At 42.0% G+C, this 15,305-nt stretch carries 17 protein-coding genes and 2 pseudogenes; 11 read left to right on the top strand and 8 right to left on the bottom strand.

Annotation, left to right across the window (positions count from 1 at the left end):
- Positions 1 to 108 (top strand): annotated as a pseudogene (locus FTV04_RS15585) (IS5/IS1182 family transposase); the annotation flags it as partial.
- A gap of 24 nt (positions 109 to 132) precedes the next feature.
- On the opposite strand, the gene FTV04_RS15590 reads toward FTV04_RS15585, so the two are convergent.
- Complete coding sequence (locus FTV04_RS15590; RefSeq protein WP_004761266.1) at positions 133 to 360, bottom strand: hypothetical protein; 228 nt, start codon at positions 358 to 360, stop codon at positions 133 to 135.
- Positions 361 to 461: 101 nt separating this feature from the next.
- Positions 462 to 677 carry a cold-shock protein gene (locus FTV04_RS15595; RefSeq protein WP_004799092.1) on the bottom strand — a complete coding sequence of 72 codons (216 nt, stop codon included), beginning with the start codon at positions 675 to 677 and terminating at the stop codon, positions 462 to 464.
- Between the two features lie 482 nt (positions 678 to 1,159).
- Between FTV04_RS15595 and FTV04_RS15600 the strand changes: the two genes are divergently transcribed.
- The 8 genes from FTV04_RS15600 to FTV04_RS15635 all read left to right on the top strand — a co-directional run bounded on the left by FTV04_RS15600 (position 1,160) and on the right by FTV04_RS15635 (position 9,334).
- Complete coding sequence (locus tag FTV04_RS15600) at positions 1,160 to 1,708, top strand: lipocalin family protein (RefSeq protein WP_120403228.1); 549 nt, start codon at positions 1,160 to 1,162, stop codon at positions 1,706 to 1,708.
- 138 nt (positions 1,709 to 1,846) lie between these two features.
- Positions 1,847 to 2,833 carry an acyl-CoA desaturase gene (locus FTV04_RS15605; RefSeq protein WP_180090304.1) on the top strand — a complete coding sequence of 329 codons (987 nt, stop codon included), beginning with the start codon at positions 1,847 to 1,849 and terminating at the stop codon, positions 2,831 to 2,833.
- Positions 2,830 to 4,113 (top strand): NAD(P)/FAD-dependent oxidoreductase, encoded by a 1,284-nt coding sequence (locus FTV04_RS15610; protein ID WP_168417009.1) that lies wholly within the window; start codon positions 2,830 to 2,832, stop codon positions 4,111 to 4,113. The genes FTV04_RS15605 and FTV04_RS15610 overlap by 4 nt, the downstream gene beginning before the upstream one ends.
- A gap of 9 nt (positions 4,114 to 4,122) precedes the next feature.
- Complete coding sequence (locus FTV04_RS15615) at positions 4,123 to 4,911, top strand: DUF1365 domain-containing protein (protein ID WP_087549659.1); 789 nt, start codon at positions 4,123 to 4,125, stop codon at positions 4,909 to 4,911.
- The gene (locus tag FTV04_RS15620) at positions 4,908 to 6,110 is read left to right on the top strand and encodes a cyclopropane-fatty-acyl-phospholipid synthase family protein (protein ID WP_087549558.1); all 1,203 of its coding nucleotides are present in this window, start codon (positions 4,908 to 4,910) and stop codon (positions 6,108 to 6,110) included. The genes FTV04_RS15615 and FTV04_RS15620 overlap by 4 nt, the downstream gene beginning before the upstream one ends.
- A 24-nt stretch (positions 6,111 to 6,134) precedes the next feature.
- A complete protein-coding gene (locus tag FTV04_RS15625; protein WP_087549557.1) occupies positions 6,135 to 6,914 on the top strand; it encodes a DUF1295 domain-containing protein in 780 nt (259 codons plus the stop codon).
- 8 nt (positions 6,915 to 6,922) lie between these two features.
- Positions 6,923 to 7,972: a cyclopropane-fatty-acyl-phospholipid synthase family protein gene (locus FTV04_RS15630; protein ID WP_087549556.1), complete on the top strand. Its 1,050-nt coding sequence runs from the start codon at positions 6,923 to 6,925 to the stop codon at positions 7,970 to 7,972.
- A gap of 39 nt (positions 7,973 to 8,011) precedes the next feature.
- Positions 8,012 to 9,334, top strand: a complete 1,323-nt coding sequence (locus FTV04_RS15635) for a HAMP domain-containing sensor histidine kinase (RefSeq protein WP_120403222.1) — start codon at positions 8,012 to 8,014, stop codon at positions 9,332 to 9,334.
- On the opposite strand, the gene FTV04_RS15640 is transcribed toward FTV04_RS15635, so the two are convergent.
- From FTV04_RS15640 to FTV04_RS15655, 4 genes are all read right to left on the bottom strand, one after another.
- A complete protein-coding gene (locus tag FTV04_RS15640; protein WP_005177281.1) occupies positions 9,331 to 10,023 on the bottom strand; it encodes a response regulator transcription factor in 693 nt (230 codons plus the stop codon). The two genes, FTV04_RS15635 and FTV04_RS15640, sit on opposite strands and share 4 nt — an antisense overlap.
- 11 nt (positions 10,024 to 10,034) lie before the next feature.
- On the bottom strand, positions 10,035 to 10,535 hold the full coding sequence (locus FTV04_RS15645; protein ID WP_120403221.1) for a chalcone isomerase family protein: 501 nt from the start codon (positions 10,533 to 10,535) through the stop codon (positions 10,035 to 10,037).
- A complete protein-coding gene (locus FTV04_RS15650; RefSeq protein WP_180090310.1) occupies positions 10,511 to 11,083 on the bottom strand; it encodes a nuclear transport factor 2 family protein in 573 nt (190 codons plus the stop codon). The genes FTV04_RS15645 and FTV04_RS15650 overlap by 25 nt, the downstream gene beginning before the upstream one ends.
- 118 nt (positions 11,084 to 11,201) lie before the next feature.
- A complete protein-coding gene (locus tag FTV04_RS15655; protein ID WP_180090306.1) occupies positions 11,202 to 12,083 on the bottom strand; it encodes a LysR family transcriptional regulator in 882 nt (293 codons plus the stop codon).
- 100 nt (positions 12,084 to 12,183) lie between these two features.
- Between FTV04_RS15655 and trpB the strand changes: the two genes are divergently transcribed.
- Both trpB and trpA read left to right on the top strand, forming a co-directional pair.
- Entirely contained in the window at positions 12,184 to 13,395 is a 1,212-nt protein-coding gene (gene trpB, locus FTV04_RS15660; RefSeq protein ID WP_120403218.1) for a tryptophan synthase subunit beta, read from the top strand.
- Entirely contained in the window at positions 13,392 to 14,180 is a 789-nt protein-coding gene (trpA, locus tag FTV04_RS15665) for a tryptophan synthase subunit alpha (RefSeq protein ID WP_180090308.1), read from the top strand. The genes trpB and trpA overlap by 4 nt, the downstream gene beginning before the upstream one ends.
- A gap of 131 nt (positions 14,181 to 14,311) precedes the next feature.
- Here trpA and ribA read toward each other — a convergent pair whose 3' ends face one another.
- A complete protein-coding gene (gene ribA, locus FTV04_RS15670; protein ID WP_120403216.1) occupies positions 14,312 to 14,914 on the bottom strand; it encodes a GTP cyclohydrolase II in 603 nt (200 codons plus the stop codon).
- A gap of 285 nt (positions 14,915 to 15,199) precedes the next feature.
- Positions 15,200 to 15,305 (bottom strand): annotated as a pseudogene (locus tag FTV04_RS15675) (IS5/IS1182 family transposase); the annotation flags it as partial.

A 15,305-nucleotide genomic window follows, 5' to 3' on the forward strand; every position in this document is an offset into this window, starting at 1 on the left:
AAAACCTTCAAAATTCTTGCTGAGCGATATCGCAATCGAGGCAAAAGACTAGCATTAAGATTCAATCTAATTGCTGGAATTTATAACTTGGAGCTGAGTGAAAAATGACTTATGAAAGAAATCTATTATTTTTTAAATAACTTTTTGATTTAGCTTAAATAATTGATTTAAAGACGTATAAAATGTACGACCATCTAAATTTAAATCTACCTCAATTCCAGATTCCAGCAGAACTCTTTTTCCCACTTCAATTTCTTTAAAACCTTGACGTGTATTCTGCATTTTATTTAAGGGAATTAAAGAAACGATAATTTCAGTACCATTTTTAGATTTTGCTATTAATTCATTAACTTTTAACAATTTATATCCTGTTTTTATGATTTTTTCCAATATGGAAAACAACTTTTTCTTTAAAATTAAAAAAGCACTGAGTAGTGCTTTTTAAACTCGTATTTTAGTGCTTATATAGCAACAATATTGACCGCATTCGGTCCTTTTTGACCTTGAGCAATACTAAATTCAACCTGTTGGCCTTCGAATAATGTTTTAAAACCTGAGTTAGCAATTTCACTAAAGTGCGCAAAAACATCTGGACCTGATTCTTGTTGAATAAAACCAAAACCTTTAGTTTCATTGAACCACTTAACGGTACCTTTAACAACATTTGAGTTTGACATAATAAATCCTACTGATTTTTTAATAATTTTTAGTCATTTTATTGACTGCATATAACTTTGAAAATAATAAAGAATGAAACTTAAAATCTGAAAAAAACGAAGAATTATGAATAAAACGACGATACTTAAGAGAGATTTAATGAAACAAGACTTTTTTCTAGTTGAGTTAACTATACCTTAAAAATAAAATTAATCAAGTTTTTTTATATGTATATTTAATTGCCTTATAAAAGATGATTGGTTCAGGAATTAATATGTTGATCTAGTTGGCTTTTTTAAATAATACTATCGACAATATTGCTACATTGAATCTAAAAAACCAATTTACCGCTTTAAAAGGGGATCCAAGAAGAAATGATTTTCCCCATTTTCTCAGGCTGTAAGATTGAAATTTTGCCTACATTCGTCCTGCATTTAATCTTCACATTTTGTTCACATCGACTTGGGTTATCTTAATCTTGGAAATCAAATAAGGCTTAAAAATGAAGATGCTATTAAAGTCAGTTTTTGCAGTTACAGCGTTAGCCATCATCTGCTTAAGCTTTACAGCTCAAGCTGAAACGGTTACCCCTCGGGCAGTCAATCAGGTTGATATCCAGAAGTATGCTGGTAAATGGTATGAAATTGCGCATTTACCGATGTATTTTCAGCGTAAATGCGTATCGAATATCTCGGCACACTACATTGTCAATGCCGATCAGACTATGGGCGTATTAAATAGCTGCCGGATTGAAAATGGTGAAATGATCAGCTCTGAAGGGGTGGCCTATCCGCAAAATCAGGGCAACAGCAAACTAAAGGTCAGCTTTTTGCCGCCAGGTTTAAGATGGATTCCGTTTACCAAAGGGCATTACTGGGTATTACGCGTGGATCCGGAATATAAAGTGGCACTGGTCGGTGGACCGAGTACCAAATACCTGTGGATTTTATCGCGTGAACCGCAACTGGATGAAGCCATCTATAAGTCTTATCTGGAGACAGCAAAATATTATGGTTATGACATCACAAAACTGATCAAATTGTCGCATTAATCTGTTAACCTTTTGCCGAACTGACCACTCTCTCTACACAGTTCGGCTTTTTTTATTTCATTTCACATAAAATTCATATCTGACTGATTACACTCATCAAATAGAATAAAGACAATCGCTTGAAAATAGGATGAGTCCATGTTGAAAAGTCTGATGCGATGGATAGACAGCTGGTCTACACCCACAGCGCCCGAAACACTGACGGCTGAAAACAGCAAGATTCAGTGGCTGAGGATTTTACCCTTTATTCTATTACATCTAGCCTGTCTCGCCGTGTTCTGGGTGGGAGTGTCATGGTTTGCGCTGGGCTTTATGCTGGCGTTCTACCTCATCCGCATGTTTTCCATCACCGCTTTTTTTCATCGTTATCTGTCACATAAAACTTTTCAGACTTCGCGTTTAGTACAGTTCCTGTTTGTGTTGATGGGTACCATGAGTGCGCAGCGTGGCCCGCTCTGGTGGGCGGCGCACCACCGTTATCACCATCGCTATACCGATACCTTGCAAGACCCGCATTCCTCCACGCATGGTTTTTGGTACAGCCACGTTGGCTGGTTTTTAAACGAATATAACTTTGCCACGCGTAAAGAAGTCATTAGAGATTGGCTGAAATATCCGGAACTGATCTGGCTGGACCGTTTCAGTTTAATTGTGGTGGTGCTGACCGCGGGCGGTATTTATGCGCTAGGGGAGTGGCTGGCTATGACCTGGCCGCAACTCGGTACCTCCGGCCTGCAATTGCTGGTCTGGGGGTTTGTGGTCTCCACTGTGTTGCTGCTCCATGCCACTTTGTGTATTAACTCATTGGCGCATCATTATGGCAGCCGGGATTTTGACACTGAAGATCACAGCCGCAACAACTTATTCTTGTCAATCATTACCTTGGGCGAAGGCTGGCACAACAATCACCATTATTATGCCGGCAGTACACGGCAGGGTTTTTACTGGTGGCAGATTGATGTGACCTATTACCTGCTGAAACTCATGTCTTTGTTCGGGCTGGTCTGGGGACTCAAGCCGATTCCGCCACGGGTCTATGATGTCAGTAAAATTGCCCGGGCTCGAAAACAGAAAAAAGCTGCCAAGACCGGCACTCCGACTATTCATTCAAAGGAATCGCCATGAAAATTGCAATTATTGGTTCAGGTATTTCCGGTCTGTACGCTGCCTGGAAACTCAGCAAAGCGCATGAAGTCACAGTATTTGAAAAGAAGAACTACTTTGGTGGTCATACCGATACCCATCAGCTGAATATCGATGGTGAACAGGTTGCGGTGGACAGTGGCTTTATTGTGTTTAACGAGCATAACTATCCGCTGTTCTGCGCCATGCTAAAAGAACTTGGGATTCAATCGCAAAGCAGTGACATGGGCTTTTCGGTGAATAATCAGGTCAGTGGCTTACAGTACAATCCTTCAAAAAAATTCTCGTTATTGTTCCGACCTCAAAACTTTTTTAATGCAGATTTTCGCGCGATGTTGTCGGATCTGTTCCGTTTCTATGCGGCCAATAAAGATCTGGATGTGGAACAGGTCGATGCACAGCTAAGTATTGATGAGTATTTAAATCACCATGGTTATAGCGATGCCTTCCGTCATGAACATCTCTATCCGATGTGTGGAGCGCTGTGGTCCTGTCCGGTGGAACAGGCCGGACAGATTCCCTATAAATTTGTGGTGAGCTTTTTCCAGCATCATCGCATGTTGCAGCTCAAAGACCGTCCTTTATGGCTGACGGTCAAGGGTGGATCAGCTCGCTACGTTCGTGCCATTCAAGCCCAGTGCAATATCACCTTCCGTAAAACTGCTGTGCATCAGGTGTCTCGCAGCGCCAATGATGTACTGATTGAAACCCAACAAGGTAGCGAGCGTTTTGACTGGGTGATTTTCGCCAGCCACGCCGATGACAGCCTGGAACTGCTGAAAGACCCGACCGCGCAGGAGCTGGACGTGCTAGGCAAGTTCCGCTATCAGGATAACCGCATGGTGGTACATTCCGATACCTCTATCATGCCCAAATCCCGTCGCCAGTGGGCCAGCTGGCATGTACACGTCACGCCGACTCAGGCCACTGAACAGACGCCATTCCAGCACAGTGGCACACATTATGGCTTTAGCTACTGGATGAACCAGTTGCAGAACCTGAACTGCAAAACCCAAGTCTTTGCCACCCTGAATCCTAATTTTGCCCTGAATCCGAAAAAAGTCTGGGTAGAACGACATTACCGTCATCCAGTGTTTGATGCCCCGGCGATTGAAGCACAGCAACGCTGGGTCGAGGTCAACGGCCAAAACCGCACTTCATACTGTGGTGCTTACTGGGGCTGGGGCTTTCATGAGGATGGGGCGCGTAGCGCATCATGGGTAGTCGATCAGCTATTGAAACAGGCCGAACAGGCCGCCTAGGAGCACATGATGCAGATGTATCCACTGGCGATTGCCTCTGCCGAAATCCGGCACCGACGTTATTTGCCCAAAGCCCATGCTTTTGAGACCCAGCTAACCTATCTATGGTTTGATCCGGATCAGCTCGCGACCTTTACCGGTAAATCCTGGCTCTGGTCTTCCAGCCGCTGGAATTTCTTGACCCTAGATGAGCGGGATTTTCTGACCATGGAATATGGTTCGATTCGGCAGAAGGTCTCACGTTTGCTCATCAAGCGGGAAAACTATCTATTACCGCATGCCGCATCTATCCGAGTAATGGCTTTGCCACGAACACTCGGCTTTCGCTTTAATTCTGTAGTGTTTTATCTAGTCTTAGATGCCACCGACCAACTGATATTTGTACTTAGTGAAATTACCAATACACCGTGGAATGAAAGACAGGTCTACATTCACGACTGCCGAAACAATGCAGACCAACATGCGCCGTACCAAAGTCACCAGTTTGATTTTAAAAAGGACTTTCATGTGTCGCCGTTCATGCCGATGGAGCTAGATTATCGTTGGCGTTTTAGCTTTTCAGAACAACAAAATGTGATTCATATGCAGCTGTTTGAGCAGGCCGTGCTGCAATTCGATGCCACCCTGAAATTTTCCCTGCAGGCCATCACAGTTCCTTCACAGCAGCATCGCTATGCTGTACTGAAAGTTCTTGAACCCTTCAGGATGGTCAGCGGAATTTATCTGCATGCCTTTCGTTTATGGAAAAAGAAAATTCCGTTTTACCGCCATCCTAAAAAAGAAAAAGGAAAGACATGACTATGAAAACACTGTTAATGGGAGAGCACACCGAACTGCCGGTGGTATTACGGCATTTGCTGAAATTGCGGCATGGTCAGCTGATTTTTAAAGGCATCTGGAGCGGAACAGTTGGCGAAAACAGTGATCTGCAGGCCGTGATTCAGGTGCACGATACCCGTCTAATGGAACTGTTGTTCCGTAATGGTGTACTGGGGGCAGCAGAAGGATTTATTCGTGGTTACTGGAGCAGTGAAGATCTGGTCAATGTAATTCGTATTCTAGCGCGTAATCGTGATGTGCTTGATCGGATGAATCAAAATGTGGTGGCAAAAGCTAGCCAGCTGGTACTCAAGGCTTGGTATAAATCCCGCAAGAATTCGATTGATGGCAGTCGTCAGAATATTGCTGAGCATTATGACTTGAGCAATGATTTTTTTAAATTGTTCTTAGATTCCAGCATGATGTATTCCAGTGCGGTGTTTAAAGACCCTTGTATGAGCTTGGAACAAGCTTCAGATTATAAAAAAGAACTGATCTGCCAAAAACTTCAATTGCAACCGATGGACCATTTGGTTGAAATTGGCAGCGGCTGGGGAGGCTTTGCCATTTATGCGGCTCAGCATTATGGCTGTAAGGTGACCACCATTACCATTTCCCAGGCACAATATGATGAGGCTGTAGCCCGAGTTGCTGAAGCAGGGCTGTCTCATCGGGTGTCTGTACAGCTTCAGGACTACCGTTTACTAGAAGGCAAATACGACAAGCTGGTGTCGATTGAAATGATTGAAGCAGTGGGTGAGCAATATTTACCAACTTATTTCCAAAAATGCCGCGAGCTCCTTAAGCCGAATGGTCTAGCCTTGATACAGGCGATTACCATTGAAGATGCACGCTATGTTAAAGCTTTAAATACGGTGGATTATATTAAGCGTTATATTTTCCCCGGTAGTTTTATTCCATGTATCAGTGTGATGACGCAAACGGCTTCTGAGCAAAAACTTCGTCTCAAACATCTGGAAGATATTGGTCAAAGCTATGCACAAACCTTGAAGTGTTGGCGCCAGCGTTTTCTGGAGCAACGTGATCAGGTGTTGCAACTTGGTTTTGATGAGCGCTTTATCCGCATGTGGGATTTTTATCTGTGTTATTGCGAAGGTGGCTTCCGCGAAGGTGTGATCAGCGATGTTCATTTGCTGTTTGAAGCCAGTGCTTACTAAGCAGAAATAAAACAGGAGGGCGACATGCTGCTAGATTTATTTTTGCTCAATGTCTTCATCATGCTCTGTAGCTGGGTGTTGGTGACCTATAACCGCAGAGCAGGGCTAGTCGATGTCGCTTGGAGTTTCAGTATTGCCCTAAACATGATTATTGCCGCTTGGGCGATTCACAGTGCACCACTGTTGGTTCGGTTATTTCTGGGACTGGCGAGTGGGATCTGGTTTTCACGGCTGACTTGGCATCTGTTACGGCGCTATGCCAATGAAACCCAAGAAGACACGCGTTATGCCAACATGCGCCGAGCGATGGGGGATTATCAGCATCTTGGTTTTCTGGTGTTTTTTATATTTCAGGCAGGTTTGGCGCTACTGTTTTCCTACCCAATGCTGAAGTTGTTAAGTATCTCGACCGAGCAATGGAATGACTGGACTTTGGTCACTGTGATTGGGGCGGGTATGATCATGCTCTTGGCTTTGATAGGTGAAAGCACTGCCGATCAGCAACTTTACCGTTTTAAGCTAGATCCACAGAATCAAGGTAAAACCATGGATCAGGGCTTGTGGAAATATTCGCGCCATCCGAATTATTTTTTTGAATGGCTGCATTGGTTTGCCTATCCAGTGCTCGGTTTGGCAGCAGGATGCTATGAATTATGGATATATCCACTGCTGATGTGGCTATTCTTGTACTACTTTACAGGTATTCCCTTTAGTGAAAAACAGGCGCTCGCCCACCGTGGCGACAACTATAAAGACTATCAACGACGAACTTCAATGTTTATTCCGTGGCCACCCAAAGAGTAGGTAAATACATGGACTTTATGATTAAAAAAACCTTAGAACTGATCGAAAATGGCAAGGTGCCAGACCCAGTGATTCGTGCAGGCATTCGTACTTTAAGCAAAAAACGTTTGGCACAAGAAGGTCGGTTTAACCCCGCATTGGCAGCGCAGCGCTATATGGATGTGCTGACCATGCTGAAAAACAGCGAAATTGCCATTGAGACAGACAAAGCCAATGAACAGCATTATGAACTGCCGACCGCATTTTTTCAGGCAGTACTCGGTAAGCGTTTGAAATATAGCGCGAGTCTCTTTGAACATGCCGATACAACGCTAGACCAAGCCGAAGAAGCTGCTCTTGCATGCTATTGCCAGCGAGCACAACTGAAAGACGGGCAGGATATTTTGGAAATTGGCTGCGGTTGGGGTTCTTTAAGTCTATATATGGCCGAGCGTTATCCAAGGGCCCGTATTACAGTCGTGTCAAATTCTTCAACGCAGCGCGAGTATATTCAGGAACAAGCCCGTTTAAAAAAACTGGATAACCTGACGGTGATCACTTGTGATGTCAATGTGTTGCAACTTGAACCTGCCTCTTTTGATCGTGTGGTGTCAGTGGAGATGTTTGAGCACGTGCGTAACTATCAAAAACTATTTGAAAATATCAGTATTTGGCTCAAACCAAATGGCTTATTGTGGTGTCATATTTTCTGTCATCGTTTCTTGCATTATCCTTTTGAAGTCAAAAATGAGTTTGACTGGATGTCGCAATATTTCTTTAGTGGTGGTTTGATGCCAGCAGCCTCAACTTTCCTACATTTTCAGCAGCATTTACAGCTAGAACAGCACTGGCAATGGGCGGGCACGCAGTATGAACGTACCGCAAATGCTTGGCTAGAAAATATGGATGCTAAACAGGCCGAGCTAAAGCCCTTATTTGAACAAACTTATGGCGCGGATGCCGCAATCTGGTGGCAACGCTGGCGGATTTTCTTTATGGCCTGTGCCGAGCTGTTCGGTTATGAGCATGGACGCGAGTGGGTGATCGGTCACTTTCTGTTTAAAAAGAAAACCGTATAATTGAATGGCGAATCGGATGGGGTAGCGGGGAATGCACCAATGTTAAAGCTGTTCAGGGACAAACACGATCATCCTCTGGGTGAGGTGTTTAACCGCTATTACTGGCTGCAAATCGGATTCATTGCCTTGTCTGTGGTGATTGGGATTGCCTGTAGTGCCTGGGTAATCAAGGGTTCCTTGCTCAGAACTGCACTGGAACAGGAAATGTCACACTACTGGCAGCGGCTGGAACGTAATCCGGCTGCTGAACTGCCCGACACCAAAAACCTGTATGGTTACCGCTGGAACGATGTCCCACCGCTCCAGTTTCGACACATGCAGCTTGAGCAAGGAGTGAATCGGCATTTTGTCGATGGCAAGGAGCGCATGACTGTGTATGGTGAAAAAGACGGACAGCATGTCCTGTTGGTCTTTGGCGAAAGCAACGTCAACAAGCTGGTGTGGCTGTTTGGTCTGGCACCGCTGATGGTCAGCCTGTTTGTGCTATATAGTGTGCTGTGGTGGTGGAACCGTCGGGCCCGGCGCTATTTTTCCCCGATTACCCGTCTGGCCAATGCGCTGGAATATATCGACTGGGAACATCAGAAAAATCAGGCTTCGCCTTTTCAGGACATCCGCACCGACTCTAATCTGGAAGCTGAATACCTCAAGCAGGCGCTGGAAAAATATCATCAGGTATTAAGCGAATTTATTCAGCGTGAGCGTGAATTTACCGGAGATGTCAGCCATGAGCTGCGCACGCCACTGACCATTTTAAAAGGCAATGTGCAGCTGTGTCAGGCACGCTATGGCGACAACAAGTCCTTTACCCGCCTGCATAACACCATTGAAGACATGCAGCTGCTGGTCGATACCTTGCTGGCAATTGCCCGCAATACCACCAACACTTTAACTGCTGAACCGACCATGCTTTCAGAATGTCTGGACAATCTTGTGCAGGATCTGGAGAGTGTCAGTCATAACAAAGGCATGCAGATAGACCTGCAAAAAGACCTCGATGAACAGCCGCGTAAACTTTATCCATCCATGACCAAAATGGTGTTTGGCAATATTCTGCGCAATGCGCTGAACTATTCACAGGGCACAGAAATTGATGTGATTATGGAAAAAAATAAAGTACTGATTGCTGACAATGGAGTCGGCATGCCTTTACCTAACAATTCTAAAGTTCAGGAACTGTCTGGTCAGCAGCTACAACTGGAAATCAAAGGGCATGGTATTGGATTGCAATTGGTGCAAAAGCTATGCAAACAGCTAGGTTGGCGTGTGGAGCTGTTTGACAGGCAATATTATCTTGACACTCATCAGAATGTTGATCTAGCAATGACCACTGGACTGATTGTTGTTGTGTACCTAAATTAGGCTTCATCTTCGAAAGCAATCTTTAAACCAATCCCAGATATGGTGTGAATCAGCTTTTGTTCAAAGGGTTTATCGACCATTTTTCGTAAATTATAGATATGACTGCGCAGAGCATCACTTTCTGGCTCTTCGTCACCCCAAAGCTGCATCATAATTTCCTGTTTGGTCAGTACTTTAGGAGAATGTCGCATTAGTAGCTTCAAAAGTTTAAACTGAATCGGAGGCAATTCAATGTTCTGCCCAGCTCGAGTTAGCTGTTGTGTTGCTGGGTCCAAAATTAGGTCATGAATTTGCAGACGACTGCTAGATACTTCACCCAGGGAACGTTTGATCAGGGCCTTGACCCGAACCACTAGCTCGTTAAAGTCAAAGGGCTTGACCAGATAATCATCCGTGCCGGAATTGAAGCCTTTAAGTTTGTCATCCAAGGTATCCCGAGCGGTAAGCATCAAGACAGGTAAGTCCAACCCCTCTTCATTGCGTAACCACTCGCACAATTCATAACCAGAACCATCAGGCAAATTAATGTCTAGTAGCAAGATATGGTAGCGTTGCTGTTTCAGTAATTGTCTAGCAGCACTCAGATTGCGGGCGTGATCGACCACAAAGCCATGTTCTTCAAGAAACTCGCATAGGGTAGAGGCCAGTTCATAATGGTCTTCAACCATCAGGATAAAATGTTTCGACATAGCGGCAGACACTAATTTAATAATTGCTGTTTTAATTTAGCACTAAATGGCTGGGGACCCAGCCATATATTAAAATATTGTTGTGCCAGAGGATGTTTAAGCTGCCCTAAACTTTGCTGGTTCAAAGATAAGCTCAGGGTCTGTGTAGCATGGTTGTATTTTAAACGGTAGAGGTCGCCTGATCTGACCGGACGATACAAATCGGTGATTGGGTTGAATAGAGCATGTATTTTTGCGAATTTAACATTACGTTTCAGTAAATGTGTGGCCGCACGCTTAAATGCCCATTCCGGAATATTCTGTGTATAGGAAAAGTCCATCTGTATATTTTGTTTTTCCCAGGACTGGCTACAGTTTTGGGCAAAATAACTGGCCATACCGACCTGTTTTTGACCCACCATCAGCGGACCATTGCCGCATTGATTCAGGCTTTGTGCCTGTGCCCATGGACAGAAGCTACATCCCATCACTAACGCTGTACTAATCGCTATTTTTTGAAAGGCAGTAGCCATGAGTAGACCCCTCCAACATAAGGCAGGGAACGGTACAGGCCATTCGCAGGGTCCCAGAAATCCTGCTGGAAAATAATCTTGTTGTTTTCGTTGATCTTGATTTCACTGATACCGTAAGAGTCCATACTGCGGGTCGTGCCGAACAATTTAAAATCATAGGCCATATGCCAGTGCACATAGGCAGAGTCCTGATGATAAGAAGCGTTTAACAGCTTGACGCTGACCTTGATGACCCGTTTGTTCATGCCTTGAAAGTGCTCGAGTAGATTTTGACGGGATGAAAATTGCGATAGCGTATCGTTAATAAACAGCTGGTCGGCATACAGTGCTCCAGCATTTTCAACGAATTCAGGTGTGCCCAAGGTATTAAAGGCTGAGGTAAAGCGGAGGCTGATATCCTGAGCTTTAGCCTGATCCAGCGCTATCCCCTGAATACCGTTTCTGGATTGGGCGTAATCGGCTGAATAACTGGGAATACTTTTACATCCGGCTAACAACAGAAGCGGCAAGGATAAGGCTGTAGCAATTAGTGTTTTTACAAGTCTCATCATCAGTGTCCGTATGAAGTGTATGTTTATACCTTAGGCAGCACAGCGTGAACAGAATGTGAAATAGACGTTATAGATGAGCAATTGAATAGAATTTTTCAAATCAAAAATTAAATGTTTAACTTTTTTCCTCGGCCATTAACCAATCAATGATATTCATAACATCACGATTTTCGTTATTTTTTCTGACCATTGCATAAAAATTATAGTCACAATAGATAAAACCAAAAGGGGCAATGATCTTTCCATTTAACATTTCTTTTTCTACTAGAATTTGAGGTGCTATGGCAATTCCTAACCCAGACACGGCACCCTCTATCATTAAATTCAGACGATCAAAATAACGGTCATTAGATTTTGGGGAAAAGCTTATTTGAAACTGATCAAACCATGTATGCCATGCACTTTTATTTGAGTGGGTATGAAGTAATGGATAGTTTAAAAGATCATTTACGGAATGAAGAAGATTTATTTCACGATTACAAATAGGACCCATGTTATCGGGAAATAACAGATATTTATTCAAAAAGTTGGGAAGTAGATGATGCTCACTGACGCTATTGATAAATATATCAACCTTCTCTTTTTCTAACAATTTTAAGTCATTACATGTCATTAATTTGATATGGATATTGGGATAAATGACTTCGAGCTTTTCTAATCTCGGAATCAGCCAATTTGCCATAAAACTATGAGAAGCGCCTATGACAACTTCTACTTCTGAAGTTTTATTTGTTAACTCAAAGACGCATTGTTCTAAACGATTAAAAAGCTGCGTACAAACGAGCGATAATTCTTCGGCATTCGCCGTCAGAGAGAGGGTCGAGGAATGTCGAATAAACAATTTTTTATCCAACCATTCTTCTAACTGCTTTATTTGATGGCTAATCGCACTATGGGTTACACATAATTCTTCGGCAGCTAAGCTGAAACTTTTATTTCTGGCGACGGCTTCAAATGCTTTTAAAGCATTAAGGGGAGGTAATGTTCTGCGTTTCATGTTGTAAAATTTTCTAACATCATCAGCTCAAAATATATCAATTATCAGAAAAATGAAAATATTTTAAGATGAAAAAAATGGATACAGTAAGAGATATGAGATGACAACCCCTTATACAGGTAATGGTCCTGATGACTTGGGATTTTTTGGTAAATTTGGTGGATGTTACATGCCAGAGAGCTTAATGCCAGCACTTCAAGAATTAGAGCAAGCCTTTAATACTGTTCGGCACAAACCTGAATTTTGGGCTGAATATCAGCAGATTTTAACGGACTTTGTTGGTCGTCCTAGTCCTCTTTTTTTTGCAAAAAACCTAACAGCTTATGCAAGCGGCGCTCGAATATATTTCAAGCGAGAAGATTTGAACCATACGGGTGCGCATAAGATTAATAATTGTGTAGGGCAAATCTTATTAGCCAAATTTATGGGTAAAACCAGAATCATTGCAGAAACGGGTGCTGGGCAACATGGTGTTGCAACAGCAACGGTTTGCGCGCTGTTTAAGATGAAATGTACCATTTTTATGGGAGAAACAGATATTCAGCGGCAACAAATGAATGTTGAACGTATGAAATTACTCGGTGCTGAAGTCAGAAGTGTTCAAAAAGGTCGTGGGACTTTAAAAGATGCGATGAACGAAGCATTACGTGACTGGATTAGTCATGTTAATACAACCTATTACCTGTTGGGTACTGGCGCAGGCCCTCACCCATATCCGACGATGGTCAGAGAATTTCAAAAAATTATTGGTTTAGAAGCCAGAAACCAAATACTGCTCAAAGAAAATAAATTACCGGATGCTTTGGTTGCTTGTGTTGGTGGTGGATCAAATGCATTGGGGTTGATGCATCCCTTTCTAGAAGACCTGAATGTCAAAATGTTTGGCGTTGAGGCAGGTGGAAAAGGAACAAATAGTGGTGAACATGCCGCCTCTATTTGCAAAGGTCAAGTTGGTGTGCTGCATGGCAATTTAACCTATTTATTACAAGATTTAGACGGGCAGATTTTAGAAGGGCATTCTATATCGGCTGGCTTAGATTATCCTGGTGTCGGCCCTGAGCATGGTATTCTGTTTGAAACAGGACGTGTGAGATATACGGCTATAACCGATCAAGAAGCTGTAAATGCATTTCAGCTTTTAAGCCAACAGGAGGGTATTATTCCTGCGCTTGAGAGTTCCCATGCAATTGCGTATGCGATTCAACTTGCTCAAGAAATGCAGCCAGAACAGATCATTATTGTCAATTTAAGCGGCAGAGGTGACAAAGACTTAAACACGGTCAAAAAATATCTTGCAGGAGCTACAGCATGAACCGTCTAGATCAAAAATTAGAGCAATTGAAACTGGAAAATCGAAGTGGTCTGGTCTGTTATTTTACTGCTGGAGATCCTAATTTCGCAGAAAGTTGTCGTCTGTTGAGCCAATTAGGTCAAGCTGGGGCTGACATTATTGAAGTTGGCATTCCATTTTCTGATCCAGTGGCAGATGGGGAAATCATTCAAGCAGCGCATCTTAGGGCTTTAGGTTCAGGTCAAACGGTGAAACAGACCATTGAGTTGGTAAAAGTAATCAGGCTGCATGATGACCAGACACCAATAATTTTCATGACTTATTTAAATCCGATTATACAATATGGTTTTGAGAAACTTATCGCCGAAACAGAAAACCTTATAGATGGAATATTGATTTTAGATGTTCCATATGGATATCGAGAAAAATTTGAGGTGCAGTTAAATGAAAAAAATATGCATTTAATTGCAATGACCGCGCCGACGACACCAGTTGAAAGGTTGGAGCAAATTTCAGCACGCGCGACAGGGTTTTTATATCATGTTGCAGAAAATGGCTTAACAGGAGGAGACTTCAATCTATCTAATCTTGAGAAAAAGATTGCTGAAATCAAACCTATTTTTAATATTCCTGTTGCAATTGGCTTTGGGATCAAAAATGAAAACCACGTTAAAGCCTTAGCCAATAAAGTAGATCTTATTGTTATCGGTTCAGCGCTCGTCGACACTTTTTTTAATAAAGGAATGAACGCAACTTTAGAAAAAGTCACAGTTTTTTCACAAATCCTGAGAGAAAATAAAGAATAAGCCAGCTCCTTTGATAGGTATTTGCGTATTCTTTAAAACCATAATTAAATATAAAACAGTATTTATCTTAGTCTTCTCCCGAGAGGGAGATGGAACTTTATACGTGGATTTTTTTCTAAAAGTGATCGCTTTTAAAAATCACTATTATCATATAGATGTGACATGCGTTTTTGCTTTGTTTCTAGATAAGCTTTGTTAAAGATATTTAAACCAACTTTTAAAGGAATACGTTCAACAACATTAATTCCTAAATCAGTTAAAGATTTAATTTTAAGGGGATTATTTGTAATGAGTTTTACATTCTTTATTTTTAAATAATCTAACATAATGGTACACATATCATATTTACGAGCATCTGCTGGTAAATTTAATAATAAATTGGCTTCAAGAGTATCATGTCCTTGATCTTGAAGTGCGTAAGCTCGAATTTTATTGGTTAGTCCTATGCCGCGACCTTCTTGGCGTAAGTATAAGATCACACCTTGACCTGCATCATTGATCATTTTCATAGTTGAATGTAATTGTGGACCACAGTCACATTTCAGTGAAGCAAAAGCATCACCTGTTAAGCATTCTGAATGAATTCTAACAAGTACTGGTTGATTAGAAATAGTATTCATGCCTTTGGCAAGAGCAATATGTTCTTCACCAGTACTTTGGTCTTGAAATGCTATAATTTCAAAATTGCCAAATGCAGTAGGTAGTTTTGATTTTGAAACAAATTCTATAGCCATTGAAGAATACACCTATATAAATTTATATTTGATACGATTTACTTAATCTATCTTAAAAGCATCGGCTAAATTTTTTACAATTATAAATTTCAGCGTTTTACTCTCAATTAAAGAGTATGTATCTGATAGTGAATTTTATGTGAAATGTTATTTAGAATATTTTTATTAGCGTTCTGCTTTGTTGCAAAAACACTCAAAAGCTGAGGCTTGTCTAAACCATCAATATTTAAGATAAGTTGGTTTTTTTTGTATAGTTAATTAAATTTATTAGATTTCTTTCATAAGTCATTTTTCACTCAGCTCCAAGTTATAAATTCCAGCAATTAGATTGAATCTTAATGCTAGTCTTTTGCCTCGATTGCGATATCGCTCAGCAAGAATTTTGAAGGTT

It is taken from the genome of Acinetobacter sp. YH12219 (assembly GCF_013417875.1).
Classification (GTDB): Bacteria; Pseudomonadota; Gammaproteobacteria; order Pseudomonadales; family Moraxellaceae; genus Acinetobacter; species Acinetobacter amyesii.